Origin of the sequence: Streptomyces sp. NPDC058257, assembly GCF_042881845.1 — a bacterium.
Classification (GTDB): domain Bacteria; phylum Actinomycetota; class Actinomycetes; order Streptomycetales; family Streptomycetaceae; genus Streptomyces.
This window is the reverse complement of the sequence record NZ_JBHVXJ010000004.1, coordinates 466480-483115: the sequence shown is the minus strand read 5'-3', so window position 1 is coordinate 483115 and position 16636 is coordinate 466480. Positions and strand designations below refer to the sequence as shown.

The window sequence follows — 16636 nt, the reverse complement described above, 5'->3', positions numbered from 1 at the left end:
CGGTGGCAATCAGACACACTGTGAGAACTCAGTACTGAGGGAACACTAAGGGCGCTGCGAATCCTGGAGTTGCTGTCGAGGTCTCGGGGAGAGCGAGCAATGGAGACCGAGTCGGAGCCGTACGTCCGTCTTGCGACCCTGCGGCAGCTGCATCAGGTGGTGGCGGATCTCAATACGGCCCGGAGCCTGGCGGACACGCTGCAGACCGTCGCCGACGGCGTGGTCAATGGCCTTGGCTATGAACTGGCGTGCGTCAATCTCGTGCGCCCTGACGGCGATCTCGTCGTCGCCGCCTTCGCGGGCAACACCGCCGCCGAGGCGCTCATCACCGGCCGGGTCGGCTCGCGTGAGGCATGGGAGAAGCGCCTCGCCATGGGCGAGCCCTGGGGCGCCCTGAGGTTCATCTCGTACACCGAGGGCTGGGTCCTCGACGAGGACGACGTCCCGCAGTGGTACACCGACGGCCCCGCCCCCCGCTTCGAGGACGAGTGGCACCCCTCCGACCGCCTCTTCGCCCCGATGTACGCGACGGGCGCCGCGGGCGGCGAACTGCTCGGCGTGATCTCCGTGGACCGGCCGCGCAACGGCCGCAGGCCTGGCGCCTGGGGCCGCGAGGCCCTGCAGATGTACGCCTTCCAGGCCGCGATCGCGATCAGCAACGCCCGCCTCCGCGCCAACATGCAGCGCGCCCTGGTCCGCCTGGAGCGCGAGCAGCAGGCGCTGCGGGCCAGTGAGGAATCCTTCCGGCAGGCCTTCGAGTACGCGCCTTCGGGCATGGCCATCGCCGAGATGGGCGGCGACCAGCACGGCCGCATCCTGCGCACGAACGACGCGCTGTGCCGGCTGCTCGGCCGCCCCGCGTCCGCGATGCGCCGCTACTCCTTCTCCGACCTGGTCGACCCCGAGGACATCGGCACGCTCCTGCGGACCTCCGCCGAGGGCGGCAGGGCCGAGCTGCGCCTCGCGCGCCGCGACGGGACCTACGTCTGGGTCTCCCTGCGCAACTCCGTCGTCGCGGACGCCGCCGACGGCCCGCGCTTCCTGCTCACCCACGTCGAGGACATAGAGGACCGCAAGCGCCGCGAGCTCCAGCTCGCGCACCGCGCGTCGCACGACTCCCTCACCGGCCTGCCGAACTCCGCCGAGCTGCGTTCGCGCCTCAGCGCCCGTCTCTGTCGCAGGCCGCACGCGGGTCAGCCGAGCGCGGTGGACTCGCTGGACGCGGCGTACGACGGCGTGTACGACGCCCACGGGCGGCACAGCTTCGACTACGGCTCGGACAACGCGCACAGCCTGCAGCAGGGCGGCGATGGCTTCGATCACCACGTGCACACCGTCGCGCCGCCGGAGGGGCCCGGGGACGTGGACGACGGCACCAAGGGTCTCGCCGTTCTCTTCTGCGACCTCGACGGCTTCAAGTCGATCAACGACCGCTTCGGGCACACCACGGGTGACGCGGTTCTCATAGAGGTGGCGAGGCGGCTCACCAGCGGCGTCCGCGACGGGGACACGGTCGCCAGGCTCGGCGGCGACGAGTTCGTCGTGCTCGCCGACGGGCTCGGCCGCGCCGACGCGCAGGACCTCGCGGTGCGGCTGCGGAACTCGATCATCCCGCCGATCCGGGTGGACGGGCGTGCGGTCCGGGTGGGTGCCAGTTTCGGCATCGGGTGGGCGCACTGCGGGATGACGGCGGACGAGGTATTGCACTCCGCTGACCAGCGGATGTACGTAGAGAAACGGTCCCGTGCCAAGCAGCACAGGCGGGCCGGATGAGGCCGACGACACCCCGTGGGCTCACTCGGAACGGGTAGGCTCCCCCGGTCAGCGATATGAGGGAGTGACCTGGGAATGACGCCCGGCAACAACGGCGAACAGACGCCGAACGCGCCAGAGGGCGACGACGACGTGTTCGGCTATCTGTACGAAGACGGCAAGGCTGCCGGCGCCACTCCGCCCAGCGGCGGGGGCGGCTATGGGTACCCGGGTCCCCGGTCCTCGTACAACCACGTGCGCGCGGTGGGCGACCGTCGGCCCAACACGTACGGCACGCAGGCCGCGCCCACGTACGGCCAGCAGGTGCCGCAGCAGCCGCAGACCTACGGCCAGCCGAACGCGCACTACGCCGCCCCGGAGACGCAGCCCGGCGGAGCCCCCACGGCACCGCAGTACACCCCGGCGTCCCGCGGCTCCGGCGGCCGCGGCGGCGGCCCCAACACCAAGGGCCTGCTGATCGCCGCGATCGCGGTCGTCGCGGTCGTCGCCATCGGGATCGCCGCCGCGATTACGTTCGGCGGCAAGGGCGAGGGCGACGACAAGGACGCGGGCGGCCAGCCGACGCAGGGCGAGACGGTCAAGCCCAGCGAGAAGCCGACGAACAAGCCGAAGGACCCGGCGGCCGACCTCCCGAAGACGGACGCGAAGGCACTGAAGCTCGACGGCGGCACGGCGACGGCTTCGGACATCAAGGGCGCGAAGTCCGAGGGCGGTGTCTACGTCTCCGGGTTCGACAAGGTCGGGGCCCAGGTGACGTGGACCGTCAACGGCATCCCCAAGGCCGGCGCGTACAGCCTTCGCGTGAACTACGGAGTCCCCGGCAAGGACTCCAACGCCACCATCCTCGTCAATGGCAAGAAGCAGACCCGTCCCCTGAACATGAAGAACTTCACCGGCGCGGACGAAGGGGACTGGGAGAAGGGCTGGACCAACACCTGGGCGGTGGTCCAGCTCACCAAGGGCACCAACGCGGTGACGCTCACCTGCGCGCAGAGCGACATGTGCGGGACGACCGGGGCGAACATCGACCAGATGTGGCTCGTGGAGGGCAGCAGCGGCTGAACCCTCCACGCCCACAACGGGGTTAGTCCTGGGGTTACTTCAGCAACCCCAGGAACCCCGCCACCGTCCCGGCCATCGCCTCGCGAGCCGGGGCGAGGTATTTCCGGGGGTCGACGCCCGTCTCGTGGGTGCCGAGGTACTCCCGCACCGCACCCGTGAACGCCGTGTTGAGCGCCGTGCCCACGTTGATCTTCACCATGCCGGAAGCCACCGCCGCCCGGATCTCCGCGTCCGGCACGCCGCTTGAGCCGTGCAGCACCAGCGGTACGGGGACGGCCTTGGTCAGGGACGCGATCAACTCGTGGTCCAGGGTCGCCGTGCGTGACGTCATCGCGTGCGAGGAGCCGACCGCCACCGCGAGCGCGTCCACGCCCGTGCCTGCCACGTACGCCGCTGCCTCCGCCGGATCCGTCCGCACCCCCGGCGCGTGCGCGTCCAGCGGGGCCTCGCCCTCCTTGCCGCCGACCTTTCCGAGCTCGGCCTCGATCCAGATGCCGCGCTCGTGGCCCCAACGCACCGCCTCCGCGGTCGCCTTGACGTTCTCGTCGTACGTCATCTTCGACGCGTCGAACATCACCGAGCTGAAGCCCTCGGGGTGCGCGGCCCGCATGAGTTCCCCGTCCATGACGTGGTCCAGGTGCAGGGAGAGCGGGGCCGAGGACCCCTTGGCCACCGCCGCGGCCGCCGCGGCGATCGCGGAGAGGTTGCCGCCGTGGAACTTCACGGCGTTCTCGGAGATCTGGAGGATCGCGGGGGAGCCCGCCTGCTCCGCGCCCGCGGCGATCGCCTCCGCGTGCTCCAGCGTGATCACGTTGAACGCGGCGACACCGCGCCCCGCCGCGCGCGCGTCGGCCACCAGGTCGCCGGTGGATACGAGTGGCATGATGAATCCCCAATTCCCGGGCCGCCTGGGCCCGTTGTGCGTCGCTCACGCGCTGACGCGTGACGTCACGCCGCGCTGACCTCCCCGGTCACCGCGACTCGCGTGAGCAGGTCTTCGTAAGTCGCGGGCACGAACTCGCCCGCCACGGGGGCCGCCACTGTCGCCGCTGACAGGGCCACGGCCCGTGCGAGGCGCTCCGGCCACGCGAGTTCCTCCACCAGGCCGGAGAGCAGGCCCGCGACCGCCGAGTCACCGGCGCCCGTCGGGTTGCCGCGCACCATGCGGGGCGGAGCCGCCTGCCAGGTGCCCTCCGGCGTGACGGCGCGCAGGCCCTTGGCGCCCAGGGAGGCCACCACCGCGTGCGCGCCCCTGCGGCGGGCGTCGCGGATCGCCTGGGCGGGCTCGTGGGAGCCGGTCAGCTCCGCCAGTTCGTCCGCGTTGGGCTTGATGATGTCGGGGCGGGCGGCGAGGCCACGGCGCAGCGCTTCCCCGCTGGTGTCGAGGAGCACGGGGACCCTGGCGGCGCGCGCGGCCCGTACGAGAGCCGCGTAGGCGTTCACCGGGACCCCCGGCGGCAGGCTTCCGCACAGCGCGACCGCGGCGGCGCCCTCGCGCAGCGACTCCTCGTACGACTCGCGGAACGCGGACCACTCCGCGGGCGAGACCGTCGGACCCGGTTCGTTCAGCTGCGTGGTGTCGCCGGTCGCCGCGTCGACGATGGCGAGCGTGCGGCGGGTGGCGCCTTCGACGGGCACCAGCGCGTCCGTGACGCGGGGCTCGTGCCTCAGGCGCTCGTGCAGGGTGCGGCCCGTGTCGCCGCCGGCGAAGCCGGTCACGGTCACGTCGTGGCCGATGGCCGCGAGGACGCGGGCGACGTTCAGGCCCTTGCCGCCGGGGCGTTCGGTGACCTCGGTGACGCGGTGCGAGGCGTGCGGGACGAGGGCGGGGACCCGGTAGGTGATGTCCAGGGCGGCGTTCAGCGTGACTGTGAGAATCACTCGTCACTCACCCCAGATACCTCCGAGATCACGGAGAACGCCGCTTGTCGGCGTCCCCTGCTTGCGTCTGCTTCCGGATGCTTCCGTCTGCTTCCGTCTGCTTCCGTCTGCTTTCGGGCTGATCATGCCAAAGAGAAGGCGGTTGGCCCAGGGGTCAGGACCAACCGCTCCCTGTTCGTTGCCATTTCAACGTCACTGCGGCGCAACTACCCACTCGCCCTTGCGCATGACGCCCACCAGGTCGAACTCCGCGTCGAGGACCACCAGATCGGCGTCCTTGCCCGGCTCAAGGGAGCCGATCTCGTCGTACATCCCCAGGAGTCTGGCCGGGTTGGCGGAGATGGCCCGCACGACGTCGGCGACCGGGAGGCCGTCGACGGTCGCCGAGCGCTTGAACGCACGGTCCAGGGTGAGGGTCGAGCCCGCGATCGAACCGCCGTCGACGAGCCGCGCGACGCTGTCGAGCACCTCGACCTCCAGCGGGCCGAGCATGTACCGGCCGTCACCGAAGCCCGCCGCGTCCATCGCGTCCGTGATGAGCGCGGTACGGGCGGCGCCCGCGTGGTGGAAGGCGAGCTCGAACGACGCGGGGTGCAGATGCGTGCCGTCGTTGATCAGCTCGACCGTGATCCGCTCGTCCTCAAGGAGCGCGGCGATCGGGCCCGGCGCGCGGTGCCCGAGGGTCGGCATCGCGTTGTAGAGGTGCGTCGCGACGGTGGCGCCCGCGTCGATGGCCTCCTGCGTCTGCTCGTACGTCGCGTCCGTGTGGCCGATGGCCGCGATGACGCCGTGTTCGGCGAGGAGGCGTACGGAGTCGATGCCGCCCGGCAGCTCGGTGGCGAGCGTGAGCATCTTGGCCCGGCCGCGTGCCGCGTCGATCAGCTTGCGGACCTCGGCGGGGTCGGGGTCGCGCAGGAGCACCTCGCTGTGCGCGCCCTTGCGGCACGGCGAGATGAACGGCCCCTCGAAGTGGATGCCCGCGATGTCGCCCTGCTCGGCCAGCTCGCTGAGCATCCCCGCGCGCTGGGCGAGGAAGTCCATCTCGCCGGTGACGGTCGACGCGACGACGGTCGTGGTGCCGTGCAGACGGTGCGTGTGGACGCCTTTGAGCACGTCGTCGACGGTGCCGGAGGTGAAGGACGCACCGCCGCCGCCGTGGTTGTGGATGTCGACGAAGCCCGGGACCACCCAGTGACCGGGATCCAGGTCGATGACTTCGGCATCGCTGGGAGCGCTCCCGGAGATGCGCGCGCCGTCGACGATCACACGGCCGTTGGAGATGGTCCCGGTGGGCAGGACCACCTGAGCGCCGGCGAGCACCTTGCTAGTGGCCATCAGGCGGTTACCTCCGTGGAGTCGGTGGGGTCGGTGGGGTCGGTGGGGTCGGTGGGGTCGGTGGGGTGGTCGGGGGTGGCGAGGAGATCCCAGGCGAGCAGGCCCGCGCCCAGGCATCCCGCGGTGTCCCCGAGTGCGGCGGGGACGATGAGGGGCTGGGACTGGAACGTCACGATGCGTTCCGTCATGGCCGCCCGCAGGGGTGTGAACAAGGTTTCCCCGGCCTCGGCGAGACCGCCACCGATGATCAGGGTGTGCGGGTCCAGGAGGGTGAGGGCGGTGATGAGGCCGTCGGCGAGCGCGTCGACGGCGTTCTGCCAGACCGCCTGGGCCCGCGGGTCGCCCGACTCCACGGCCTTCGCGCAGTCCGCGGCGTCCGCTTCGGGGTCACCGCTCGCCGCAGCCCAGGCCTCGCTCACCGCGGACGCGGAGGCGAGCCGCTCCAGGCAGCCGCGCTGGCCGCAGCCGCAGAGCGGGCCGCCGGGGCGCACGATGATGTGCCCGATCTCGCCCGCCGAGCCGTGGGCGCCGGGCTCGATGCCGCCGCCGATCCCGATGGCCCCGGCGATCCCCGTACCGAGCGGTACGAAGAGGAACCGGTCGGCACCCTTGCCCGCGCCGATCCGCCCCTCGGCGAGACCGCCGGTGCGGACGTCGTGGCCCAGGGTCACGGGGACGCCCTCCAGCCTGCGGCTCAGGAGCTCGCGCATGGGGACGTCGCGCCAGCCGAGGTTCGCGGCGTAGACCGCGATGCCGCGCTCGGTGTCGACGATCCCGGGGATCGCGACCCCGGCCGCCGCCGCGGGCTCCCCGAACTCCTTGATCCCGTGGGCGCGGAGGTCGGCGGCGAAGTCGAGGATGGACTCGACCACGGCGTCGGCGCCACGCTCCCGGCCGGTGGCCCGCCGCGCCTCGTACAGGAGCGCGCCGTCCGCCCCGACCAGGGCGGCCTTCATTCCGGTGCCGCCCACATCGAGGGCGATGACATGTCTCACGGGGGACAGTCTCGCGCGTGACGTGCGAGAGGTCTAGTCCATTCCAACTAATCAGTGCGGGGCAATCGAGTGGGCGGGTGGGAGGATTTCGCCGCGAAGCGGCGAATCAGGATCGGCCACCCACCCGCCGCGGGAGAGCCGACTAGCCCAGAATGACGCTCCGCGTCAGGTTCCGGGGCCGGTCGGGGTCGAAGCCCCGGGACTCCGCCAGCGCGACGGCGAGCCGCTGCGCCCGGATCAGATCGGCCAGCGGATCGGCCTCCTCGCGGGCGACGAGTTCCCCGCCCACCCGGGCGACATCCCCGGCAAGACCCTCCGGCAGTACACCGAACATCCAGGCCACACGGCCGGGCCCGGTGATGGCGATCGGCCCGTGGCGGTACTCCATCGCCGGGTACGACTCGGTCCAGGCCCCCGCCGCCTCCCGCATCTTCAGCGCGGCTTCGAGGGCGAGACCGTACGTCCAGCCCCGACCCAGGAACGTCCACTGCTCGGCCGCCAGAACCGCCGATGGCAGCGGCTCCGTCACCGCGAGCTCCGCGTCGACCGCGGCATCGGCGATCGACTTCACGCCGGGGATGTCACCGAGCCCGGCCCGCAGGAAGGCAAGGGCGGTCGTGGCGAAGCGGGTCTGGACGACCGACTCCTCGTCCGCCCAGTCCAGGACGGCCACCGAGTCGGCCGCGTCCATGACCGGGGTCTTCGGATCGGCGGTGAGGGCCGTGGTCGGGACGACACCCTTCAGCTCGCCGAGGAGTTCGAGGACCTCCGTCGTCGTGCCGGACCGGGTGATGGCGACCACCCGGTCGTACGTACGCCCGGCGGGGAACTCCGACGAGGCGAAGGCGTCCGTCTCGCCCTGCCCGGCGGCCTCGCGCAGCGCCGCGTACGCGATGGCCATGAACCACGACGTACCGCACCCGGTGACGGCCACCCGCTCACCCGGCTTCGGCAGTCCGTCGAACGCGGCGGCGGCCTCGGCCGCCCGGTGCCAGCAGGCGGGCTGGGTTGCGATCTCTGTTGCGGTACGCGACATGCGCCAAGGCTCCTTGCCAGTGCGGGACTTCACGATGTGCTCATCGGTACTCGATGGAACGTGACGTGCTTAGCAGCAGGTCGGCCTCCTCGGCAACGGTGGGACGTCAGTAGCACGCCGTTGCAGAAGCGATACTTGAGTGGTGTAGACCTCGTGTGCGTACGCGGGGGAAAATCGCAGTTCACGAAGATCTTCGAGGGTGGGAACAGCTGTGCAGCGGCGCGCGACAGGACTGACCGCGGCGGTAGCCGCACTGAGCATGACGGCGGTGCTCGCAGGCTGTGGCGGTCCGGGCGACTCCGGCGACGTCACCCTCAAGCTGGTGGCCGCGGACTACGGCGACTCCAAGGACAACAGCTCCCAGAAGTACTGGGACAAGATCGCCGAGAAGTTCGAGGCGAAGAACCCCGGCATCAAGGTCGACGTCAGCGTCTACTCCTGGACCGACGTGGACCGCAAGGTCAAGGAAATGGTCAAGGCGGGCGACGCCCCCGACATGGCCCAGATCGGCGCGTACGCCGACTACGCCGCGCAGGACAAGCTGTACCGCACCGAGGACCTGGTCTCCATCGCCACCCAGGCCGACTTCATGGCCCCCCTCGCCGAGGCGGGCGAGGTCAAGCGCGTCCAGTACGGCATGCCGTTCGCCTCCTCCACGCGCCTGCTCTTCTACAACGAGAAGATCTTCAAGGACGCCGACCTCACGCCGCCGCAGAGCTGGACCGACCTGGCGGCCGACGCCAAGGCCCTCAAGGCGCGCGGGGTGAAGATCCCCTACGCCCTGCCGCTCGGCTCGGAAGAGGCGCAGGCCGAGACGATGCAGTGGCTGCTCAGCGGTGGCGGCGGCTACACCGACAACGTCGGCACGTACGACATCGACTCCAAGCAGAACGTGAAGACCTTCACCTGGCTGAAGGACGAGCTCGTCGGCAAGGGCCTGACGGGCGACACGCCGCCCGCCGAGCTCGACCGCGCCGAGGCCTTCGCCGCCTTCACGCGCGGCGACGTGGGCATGCTCAACGGCCATCCCACGCTGATGCAGATGGCCGCGAAGAAGGGCGTGAAGTACGGCATGGTGCCGATGCCCGGCGTGAACGGCCACGCCCAGTCCACGATGGGCGTCGCCGACTGGATGATGGCCTTCAAGCAGCACGGCAACGGCGAGGAGATCGGTAAGTTCCTCGACTTCGCCTACAGCACGAAGAACGTCCTGGACTTCTCCCGCGAGTACGACCTGCTGCCCGTCACGACGTCCGCGGCGCAGCAGATGACGGGCAACAAGAACGACAAGGCGCTCGCCGCGTTCCTCGACGAGCTGCCCACCTCGCAGCTGTACCCGGTGGGCAAGACGTCCTGGGCGCAGGTCTCCGTCGATGTCAAGAAGTACATCGGCAAGGCCGTCGACCCGGAAGGCAATCCGCAGTCGATCCTCAGCCAGATCCAGACCAAGGCGGCGACCGAGGAGAACTCGGAATAGCGTGACGGCATGACCGATGCCACGGACGACGACGCGCGGGGCGACGCGTTCCCCGACACCGGGCTCTCCGAGCGTGACCGCGCGATCCTCGCCCTGGAGCGCCGCGACTGGGCGAGCGGGCCCGGCGCCAAGGAGCGTGCCGTGCGCGAGCAGCTCGGCCTGGTGCCGGTCCGCTACTACCAGCTCCTGAACGCCCTGCTCGACGATCCCCGCGCCCTCGCGCACGATCCGGTGACCGTCAACCGGCTCCGGCGGGTCAGGGAGTCCCGGCGCGGGGAGCGTTGAGCGTAGGGTCGGGCCCATGGGTGACCCTGTGTACTCTCCCGAGCTGCCCGACGTGCCCGACCTGCCCGAGCCCGTGACACCGGCAGGGCGCGAGGGCCTTGCCGCGCTCCTCGCGCGGCCCGGGAAGGCCGTGATCGCGCTCGACTTCGACGGCACGCTCGCCCCGATCGTGCCCGACCCCGAGCAGGCCCGTGCCCACCCCGGTGCCGTCCCCGCCCTCGCCGCGCTCGCGCCGAAGGTGCGGTCCGTCGCCGTCGTCACCGGGCGCCCGGCGGGCGTGGCGGTGCGCTACGGCGGTCTCGCGGGTGTTCCCGGCCTCGAACACCTCGTCGTGCTCGGGCACTACGGCGCCGAGCGCTGGGACGCGGTCTCCTCCACCGTGCACGCGGCCGAGCCGCACCCCGGGGTGGCGTCCGTCCGCGCCGAACTCCCCGGGTTCCTGGACGCGATCGGTGCCTGGCGCGGCACGTGGATAGAAGAGAAGGGGCGTGCGGTCGCGGTCCACACACGCCGTGCGCGCGATCCGCAGGCCGCGTTCGACGAGCTGCGCGAACCTCTCGCCGAGCTGGCGTCCCGCCACGGCCTGATCGTCGAACCGGGCCGCCTGGTCCTGGAGTTGCGTCCCCCCGGCATGGACAAGGGGGTGGCCCTGGCCGACTACGTCCGCGAGGTCGGCGCCGAGACCGTCCTCTACGCGGGCGACGACCTGGGAGACCTCCCCGCCTTCGCGGCGGTGGAGAAGCTGCGCTCGGATCAGGTGCGGGGCTTGCTGGTGTGCAGTGGCAGCGCGGAGGTCGCGGAGCTGGCGGACCGGGCCGACCTGGTGGTGGACGGGCCTCAGGGCGTGGTGGACCTGCTCGGCGCGGTCGCCGCACAACTGGGCTGACCGGAACAGACTCTGTCCCCGACCCCGCCCCTTCCCGAAAACCGTGCCTGCGCCCCGGGCCTACCTGGGGCTCCGCCCCGGACCCCGCTCCTCAAACGCCGGAGGGGCTGATTCTCAGCCCGTCCGGCGTTTATCCCAGTGCCCGCAGCTGATCCAGGAACCACTGGGCCGGGGGCAACGCCGTAGCCGCCGCAGCGAGCCGCTTAGTTCGCTCCGCCCGCTCCTCCACCGGCATCGTCAGCGCCTCATGCAGCGCCGCAGCCGTCCCCGACACGTCATAGGGGTTCACCACCACCGCGTCCTCGCCCAGCTCCTCGTACGCCCCCGCCTCCCGCGAAAGCACCAGCACGCACCCCTCGTCCGACACGACCGGCACCTCCTTGGCGACCAGGTTCATCCCGTCCCGGATGGGGTTCACCAGCGCCACGTCGGCCAGACGGTACGCGGCAAGCGACCGGGCGAAGTCGTCCTTCACGTGGAGCACCACCGGCGTCCAGCCCTCGACCCCGTACTCGGAGTTGATCTCGTCCGCGAGCCGCTGCACGGACGCGGTGTACTCGCGGTACACGGCGAGATCCTGCCGCGACGGATACGCGAACGCGACATGCACGACCCGCTGGCGCCACTCGGGGTGCGAGGCGAGAAGCTCGCGGTACGCCATCAGCCCCCGCACGATGTTCTTCGACAGTTCCGTCCGGTCCACCCGGACAATCACCCGTCGGCCGGTCCCGACCTGCTCCCGCAGCGCGACGAGCCGCTCCTCCACATCGTCCCGCCGCGACCGCTCCCGCAGGAAATCCGCGTCGGCCCCGAGCCCGTGCACCCCGATCCGCGTCCCCGACGTACCGCCGATGACGGCGACGCAGCACTCCGTGAACGCGTCCGCCCACCGGCCTGTCAGGAACGCCGCGCGGTCGGCGCCCAGGATGCCGCGGAGCAGCTGCTCCGCGATGTCCTGGGGCAGCATCCGGAAGTAGTCCACCGGCGCCCACGGCGTGTGTGAGAAGTGGCCGATGCGCAGGTCGGGGCGGAGTTCGCGCAGCATCCCCGGCACGAGGGCCAGGTGGTAGTCCTGGACGAGGACCGCCGCGCCCCCCGCGGCGCTCTCCGCGAGCGCCTCGGCGAAGGCCCGGTTGTAGGTCTCGTACGACGCCCACTGCGCCCGGAACTCCGGGCCGAAGGCCGGTTCGAGCGGCGTTTGGTACAGCATGTGGTGGACGAACCAGAGGACCGAGTTCGCGATGCCGTTGTACGCGTCGGCGTGCACCCGCGCGTCGATGTCGAGCATCCGCACCCCGGGCTCACCGACCCCGCGCCGCACGGCCTCCCGGTCACCGTCGCCCAGCGCCGCGCAGACCCACAGGGAGTCCCCGGCGGAGTCTCCGATCGCGCTGAGCCCGGAGACGAGTCCTCCGCCGCCCCGCTTGGCCGTCAGTTCTCCGTTCTCCTCCAGGGAGTACGTGACGGGGCCGCGGTTGGACGCGACGAGGATCTGGGCGGCGGCGTGCTCGGAGACCATGTGCCGAACCTAGCCCTTAGCGGGAGGGCTCAAACGTAGGGCCGGACCCTTGCGAGCCCGGCCGTATACGTTCAGGGAGCGGCGTCAAGGCCGATGTCGAGGCCTGCCCCGCTAGTCCCGCCTGCTCCTCGCCGCCGCCACCGCGAGCGCGCCGAGCACGCTCAGGGAGATCGCGAGGCCCGCGTACAGCATCGTGCCGGAGCCGCTGCCCGTGTCGGCCAGCTGACCCGGGCCGCTCGCCGCCGCCGGTCTCGCGGGATCGCCCTGCTGGTGCTGCGGGGCGGGCCGCGCCTGAACCCGCTGCCGCGTCGCGTGGACCGCCGAGGTGCACGGGTCGTCGCCGCCCCGGACGGACCGGGGGCAGTTGCTGCCCGGCGCCGTCACCGTGATCACCCGGATCGCGCCCGCGGTGCAGGACACCTCGCCGTCCGCGGGCGTCGTCGGGCAGCCCATGACCGTGTTGCCGATGGTCTTGAAGTCGCCGTAGAGGGATTCGTCGTAGCGCTTGGCGAAGGGATCGATCACATCCGCGGCGGCCGGTACGGCTGCGGCGCTCAGCGCGCCTGCCGCGAGACCGGCCGTGGCCATGGCCACGGCACCGACGCGTCGCGCGCTTCCCATGAACTGCCTGAGACGGGACTGCCTGAGACGGGACTGCCTGACGCTGAGCTGCCTGACCCGCATATGGACCCACATAAGTGGGGAATGTAGATAAAATGCCCGGTCTTGGATGGTTACGCCACGCGGCGGGCCGTGTACTCCGCGATGCCGGACATCGGCGGACGCTCCTCCGTGTCCACCGGATGGGTCCGCGGTTCGAACCCGTGCTCACCCCGCTCGAACTGGGTGAGCTCGGGGCGTACGTGATGACCGAGCGCGAGCCTGACCTGCGCCGTCCGGTAGATCGCCGCCGCCATCCTGCCGAGCGCCTGCCCGTCCTGGTGCCGGTGCCTGCGCACGCCGACGTCGACCTGCGCGAGCGCGTCGAGGCCCACGGTGTGCAGCGCGTCGACGAGCAGGCCGAGCTCCACCCCGTATCCGACGGGGAACGGCAGCCGTTCGAGGAGGGATCTGCGTGCCGCGTACTCGCCGCCCAACGGCTGGACGAACCCGGCCAGTTGGGGCCAGTGCATGTTGAGCAGCGGGCGCGCCATCAGCTCGGTGACCCGGCCGCCCTGACCCGCGGTCCCGGCGAGCGGGCGGTCGTACATCGCCTTCACGAAGTGCACGTCGGGCTCGGTCAGGAGCGGGCCCACGATCCCGGTGACGAAGTCCGCCGAGAACTCCTTCAGGTCCGCGTCGACGAACGCGACGATGTCACCGCCGGTCACCAGGAGCGAGCGCCACAGGACCTCGCCCTTGCCGGGTACGGCCGGGATGCGCGGCAGGATCTCGTCCCGGTGCACGACCCGCGCGCCCGCGTCGCGCGCGACCTCGGCCGTGCGGTCCCGCGAGCCGGAATCGATCACCACGAGCTCGTCGACGAGGGCGGCCTTCTCGATCAGCTCGCGGCGGATCACGGCGACGATCTCGCCGACCGTCTCCTCCTCGTCGAGCGCGGGCAGGACGACGCTCACCGAGGCTCCCGACGCTCGTTTGGCGGCGACGAGCGCGCTGAGCGGACGGTCGGCAACAGCCCAGGAACGCCTGGTCAGCCAGCGCTCGGCCTCTTCCAGCACGGGTGGTTCCTCCTGTGTGTGGCCTACATGTGATCCATCTCGCGGTTCGGACGACTATCTCAAGGGTCCAGGCCGTCGGTTACAGTCTTGAACAACGCGGATGACCATCGCATGTCGGGGGTCGACGCGTAACAAACGCCCCGGGCCCCTGAAGCCCGGCGCCATACCGCTCATCCAGAGGGGCAGAGGGATACGGCCCGTTGAAGCCCCGGCAACCATCCCGCCGACCGCGCATGCGAGGTCTCGGCGGGGAAGGTGCCAATTCCGTCTCGCGGTGAGATTCGCCGCGGGGAAGATGAGGAGAAAGGGCCTCGCCTCCATGGCTGCGCAGACTGTCGCAACGAACGACACCACCACCCCCTCCACCACGGCTTCCCGTAGTGGGTCCGTGGATCTCGGCCCCGCGTCCGGCCTCTCGTGCCGCGAGTGCGGCGAGCTCTACGCCCTCGGCCCGATCTTCGCCTGCCAGGCCTGTTTCGGCCCGCTCGAAGTCGCGTACGACCTGCCGACCGGTGACCCCGAGGCGCTGAGGAAGCAGATCGAGTCCGGCCCCGCCAACATCTGGCGCTACGCCCCGCTGCTGCCCGTCCCCGCGGACGTCGCCGAGAAGCCGAACATCAACCCCGGCTGGACCCAGCTCGTCAAGGCCGACAACCTCGCCCGTGAGCTCGGCGTCGAGCAGGGCAAGCTCTTCGTCAAGGACGACTCCGGGAACCCGACGCACTCCTTCAAGGACCGCGTCGTCGCGCAGGCCATCGAGGCGGCGCGCGCCTTCGGATTCACCACCCTCTCCTGCTCCTCCACCGGCAACCTCGCCGGTGCCGTGGGTGCCGCCGCGGCCCGCGCCGGCTTCCGCTCGTGCGTGTTCATCCCGCACGACCTGGAGCAGGGCAAGGTCGTCATGGCCGCGGTCTACGGCGGCGAGCTCGTCGGCATCGAGGGCAACTACGACGACGTGAACCGCTTCTGCTCCGAGCTCATCGGCGACCCGCTGGGCGAGGGCTGGGGCTTCGTCAACGTGAACCTGCGGCCGTACTACGGAGAGGGCTCCAAGACCCTCGCGTACGAGATCTGTGAGCAGCTCGGCTGGCAGCTGCCCGACCAGCTGGTCATCCCGATCGCGTCGGGCTCGCAGCTCACGAAGATCGACAAGGGCCTCAAGGAGCTCATCAAGCTGGGCCTCGTCGAGGACAAGCCCTACAAGATCTTCGGTGCGCAGGCCGAGGGCTGCTCGCCGGTGTCGACCGCCTTCAAGGCCGGGCACGACGTCGTACGCCCCCAGAAGCCGGACACCATCGCCAAGTCCCTCGCCATCGGCAACCCCGCCGACGGGCCGTACGTCCTGGACATCGCACGTCGCACGGGCGGCGCGGTGGAGGACGTGAACGACGAGCAGGTCGTGGACGCGATCAAGCTTCTCGCCCGCACGGAGGGGATCTTCGCGGAGACCGCGGGCGGGGTGACGGTGGGCGTCGCCAAGAAGCTGATCGAGGCGGGCCTCATCGACCCCACCCTGACCACGGTGGTCCTGAACACGGGTGACGGACTCAAGACCCTGGACGCTGTTGCCGAGACCTCTCAGGCGACGGCGACGATCAAGCCCAGCCTCGACGCGTTCCGCGCCGCGGGGCTCGCCGGTTAGTCGCCGTGGGGCCCGGCCGCCGTCGTCGGACGGCGGTCGTGGTCCGTCCTCGCGCAGTTCCCCGCGCCCTTTACGGGGCGCTTCCTCCCCCGTATATCAAGAGGTGAATCCCATGAGCGTCAACGTTCGCATTCCCACCATTCTCCGCACCTACACCGGCGGCAAGTCCGAGGTCGCCGCCGAGGGCGCCAACCTCTCCGAGGTCATCGCCGATCTTGAGGCCAAGCACGCCGGTATCGCGGCCCGTGTCCTCGACGACCAGGGCAAGCTGCGGCGCTTCGTGAACGTGTACGTGAACGACGACGACGTCCGTTTCGAGCAGGGCCTTGAGACCGCGACGCCGGACGGCGCCGGCGTCTCGATCATTCCCGCCGTCGCGGGCGGTTGCTGAATCCGTCTGAAAGTACGCAGCGTCACTCCCATTGCCCCCTCCGCGAGAGAAGCGGAGGGGGCAATTCCATGTGGTTGAGCGCGGTACAGTTGGGAAGCAAGCTTCGCTGTTTGTGCCTAGCGCATATATGAAGTCGGCCCGGGGCCGACAAGAAGTAGCCAAAGCGTCTTGCCTATTTGAGCCTCTCGCGGCATTTGTCTGGCCCGACTTGCCCTGAACTCCGGCAAATTCTCCGCATATTACCGATCGCGCATGCCCAGAATTCTCGTCCGATTGACCTGTTGCAGAGGGCAGTTGGGCAGATACATTCAGCGGCGGTCGACGCGTTCCGGCGCACGCCTCCACAACCCATTGGGGGGGTGAGGTCTGACCCGGGCCCGCGAAGTGCGGGTCCGTGCAAGGGCCAGTAATAGGGGAGTTAGGCATGGCTCAGGGCACCGTCAAGTGGTTCAACGCGGAGAAGGGGTACGGCTTCATCGCGGTCGACGGTGGTGCGGATGTTTTCGTCCACTACAGCGCGATTCAGATGGACGGTTACCGCACCCTTGAAGAAGGTCAGCGAGTGGAGTTCGAGATCTCGCAGGGCCAGAAGGGTCCACAGGCGGACATGGTCAAGCTCGCCGTCTGATCTCGGCGCGATCGGCCAGCGACTTAGCGAGTGACGAGGGGCCCGTA

At 70.6% G+C, this 16636-nt stretch carries 16 protein-coding genes and 1 riboswitch; of the genes, 8 read left to right on the top strand and 8 right to left on the bottom strand.

The features are described 5' to 3' along the window. Positions 1-99 precede the first annotated feature (99 nt). Positions 100-1773: a diguanylate cyclase CdgB gene (cdgB, locus tag ACFVXC_RS14620; protein WP_389905232.1), complete on the top strand. Its 1674-nt coding sequence runs from the start codon at positions 100-102 to the stop codon at positions 1771-1773. A gap of 75 nt (positions 1774-1848) precedes the next feature. Beyond that, positions 1849-2835 (top strand): carbohydrate-binding protein, encoded by a 987-nt coding sequence (locus ACFVXC_RS14615; RefSeq protein ID WP_389905230.1) that lies wholly within the window; start codon positions 1849-1851, stop codon positions 2833-2835. Between the two features lie 34 nt (positions 2836-2869). Here ACFVXC_RS14615 and ACFVXC_RS14610 read toward each other — a convergent pair whose 3' ends face one another. The 5 genes from ACFVXC_RS14610 to ACFVXC_RS14590 all read right to left on the bottom strand — a co-directional run bounded on the left by ACFVXC_RS14610 (position 2870) and on the right by ACFVXC_RS14590 (position 8082). Then, positions 2870-3718 (bottom strand): ketose-bisphosphate aldolase, encoded by an 849-nt coding sequence (locus ACFVXC_RS14610; RefSeq protein ID WP_389905228.1) that lies wholly within the window; start codon positions 3716-3718, stop codon positions 2870-2872. A 65-nt stretch (positions 3719-3783) separates the two neighbouring features. Then, a complete protein-coding gene (locus ACFVXC_RS14605) occupies positions 3784-4716 on the bottom strand; it encodes a 1-phosphofructokinase family hexose kinase (RefSeq protein WP_389905226.1) in 933 nt (310 codons plus the stop codon). A 192-nt stretch (positions 4717-4908) separates the two neighbouring features. Continuing rightward, a complete protein-coding gene (gene nagA, locus ACFVXC_RS14600) occupies positions 4909-6051 on the bottom strand; it encodes an N-acetylglucosamine-6-phosphate deacetylase (protein ID WP_389905224.1) in 1143 nt (380 codons plus the stop codon). Continuing rightward, positions 6051-7046, bottom strand: coding sequence for an ROK family protein (locus ACFVXC_RS14595; protein ID WP_389905222.1), 996 nt, complete (start codon positions 7044-7046; stop codon positions 6051-6053). Before ACFVXC_RS14595 ends, nagA begins: the two co-directional genes overlap by 1 nt. A gap of 142 nt (positions 7047-7188) precedes the next feature. After that, positions 7189-8082: an SIS domain-containing protein gene (locus ACFVXC_RS14590; RefSeq protein ID WP_389905221.1), complete on the bottom strand. Its 894-nt coding sequence runs from the start codon at positions 8080-8082 to the stop codon at positions 7189-7191. Positions 8083-8341: 259 nt separating this feature from the next. On the opposite strand from ACFVXC_RS14590, the gene ACFVXC_RS14585 reads away from it, so the two are divergent. The 3 genes from ACFVXC_RS14585 to otsB are packed head-to-tail and all read left to right on the top strand — an operon-like array spanning position 8342 to position 10730. Then, positions 8342-9559, top strand: a complete 1218-nt coding sequence (locus ACFVXC_RS14585; RefSeq protein ID WP_389905315.1) for an extracellular solute-binding protein — start codon at positions 8342-8344, stop codon at positions 9557-9559. A 9-nt stretch (positions 9560-9568) separates the two neighbouring features. Then, a complete protein-coding gene (locus tag ACFVXC_RS14580) occupies positions 9569-9844 on the top strand; it encodes a DUF3263 domain-containing protein (RefSeq protein ID WP_389905220.1) in 276 nt (91 codons plus the stop codon). Between the two features lie 16 nt (positions 9845-9860). Then, positions 9861-10730: a trehalose-phosphatase gene (gene otsB, locus ACFVXC_RS14575; RefSeq protein WP_389905218.1), complete on the top strand. Its 870-nt coding sequence runs from the start codon at positions 9861-9863 to the stop codon at positions 10728-10730. Between the two features lie 130 nt (positions 10731-10860). On the opposite strand, the gene ACFVXC_RS14570 is transcribed toward otsB, so the two are convergent. From ACFVXC_RS14570 to ACFVXC_RS14560, 3 genes are all read right to left on the bottom strand, one after another. Continuing rightward, positions 10861-12249, bottom strand: a complete 1389-nt coding sequence (locus tag ACFVXC_RS14570) for a trehalose-6-phosphate synthase (RefSeq protein ID WP_389905216.1) — start codon at positions 12247-12249, stop codon at positions 10861-10863. 111 nt (positions 12250-12360) lie between these two features. Then, entirely contained in the window at positions 12361-12870 is a 510-nt protein-coding gene (locus ACFVXC_RS14565) for a hypothetical protein (protein ID WP_389905214.1), read from the bottom strand. 113 nt (positions 12871-12983) lie between these two features. Then, positions 12984-13928: a glucosyl-3-phosphoglycerate synthase gene (locus tag ACFVXC_RS14560; RefSeq protein WP_389905213.1), complete on the bottom strand. Its 945-nt coding sequence runs from the start codon at positions 13926-13928 to the stop codon at positions 12984-12986. Positions 13929-14095: 167 nt separating this feature from the next. Next, positions 14096-14230, top strand: a riboswitch (SAM riboswitch). A 17-nt stretch (positions 14231-14247) separates the two neighbouring features. Here ACFVXC_RS14560 and thrC point away from each other — a divergent pair. From thrC to ACFVXC_RS14545, 3 genes are all read left to right on the top strand, one after another. Beyond that, a complete protein-coding gene (gene thrC / locus ACFVXC_RS14555; RefSeq protein WP_389905211.1) occupies positions 14248-15570 on the top strand; it encodes a threonine synthase in 1323 nt (440 codons plus the stop codon). 112 nt (positions 15571-15682) lie between these two features. After that, positions 15683-15961 (top strand): MoaD/ThiS family protein, encoded by a 279-nt coding sequence (locus ACFVXC_RS14550; protein ID WP_383269896.1) that lies wholly within the window; start codon positions 15683-15685, stop codon positions 15959-15961. A gap of 424 nt (positions 15962-16385) precedes the next feature. Then, entirely contained in the window at positions 16386-16589 is a 204-nt protein-coding gene (locus ACFVXC_RS14545; protein ID WP_005315736.1) for a cold-shock protein, read from the top strand. Positions 16590-16636 lie beyond the last annotated feature (47 nt).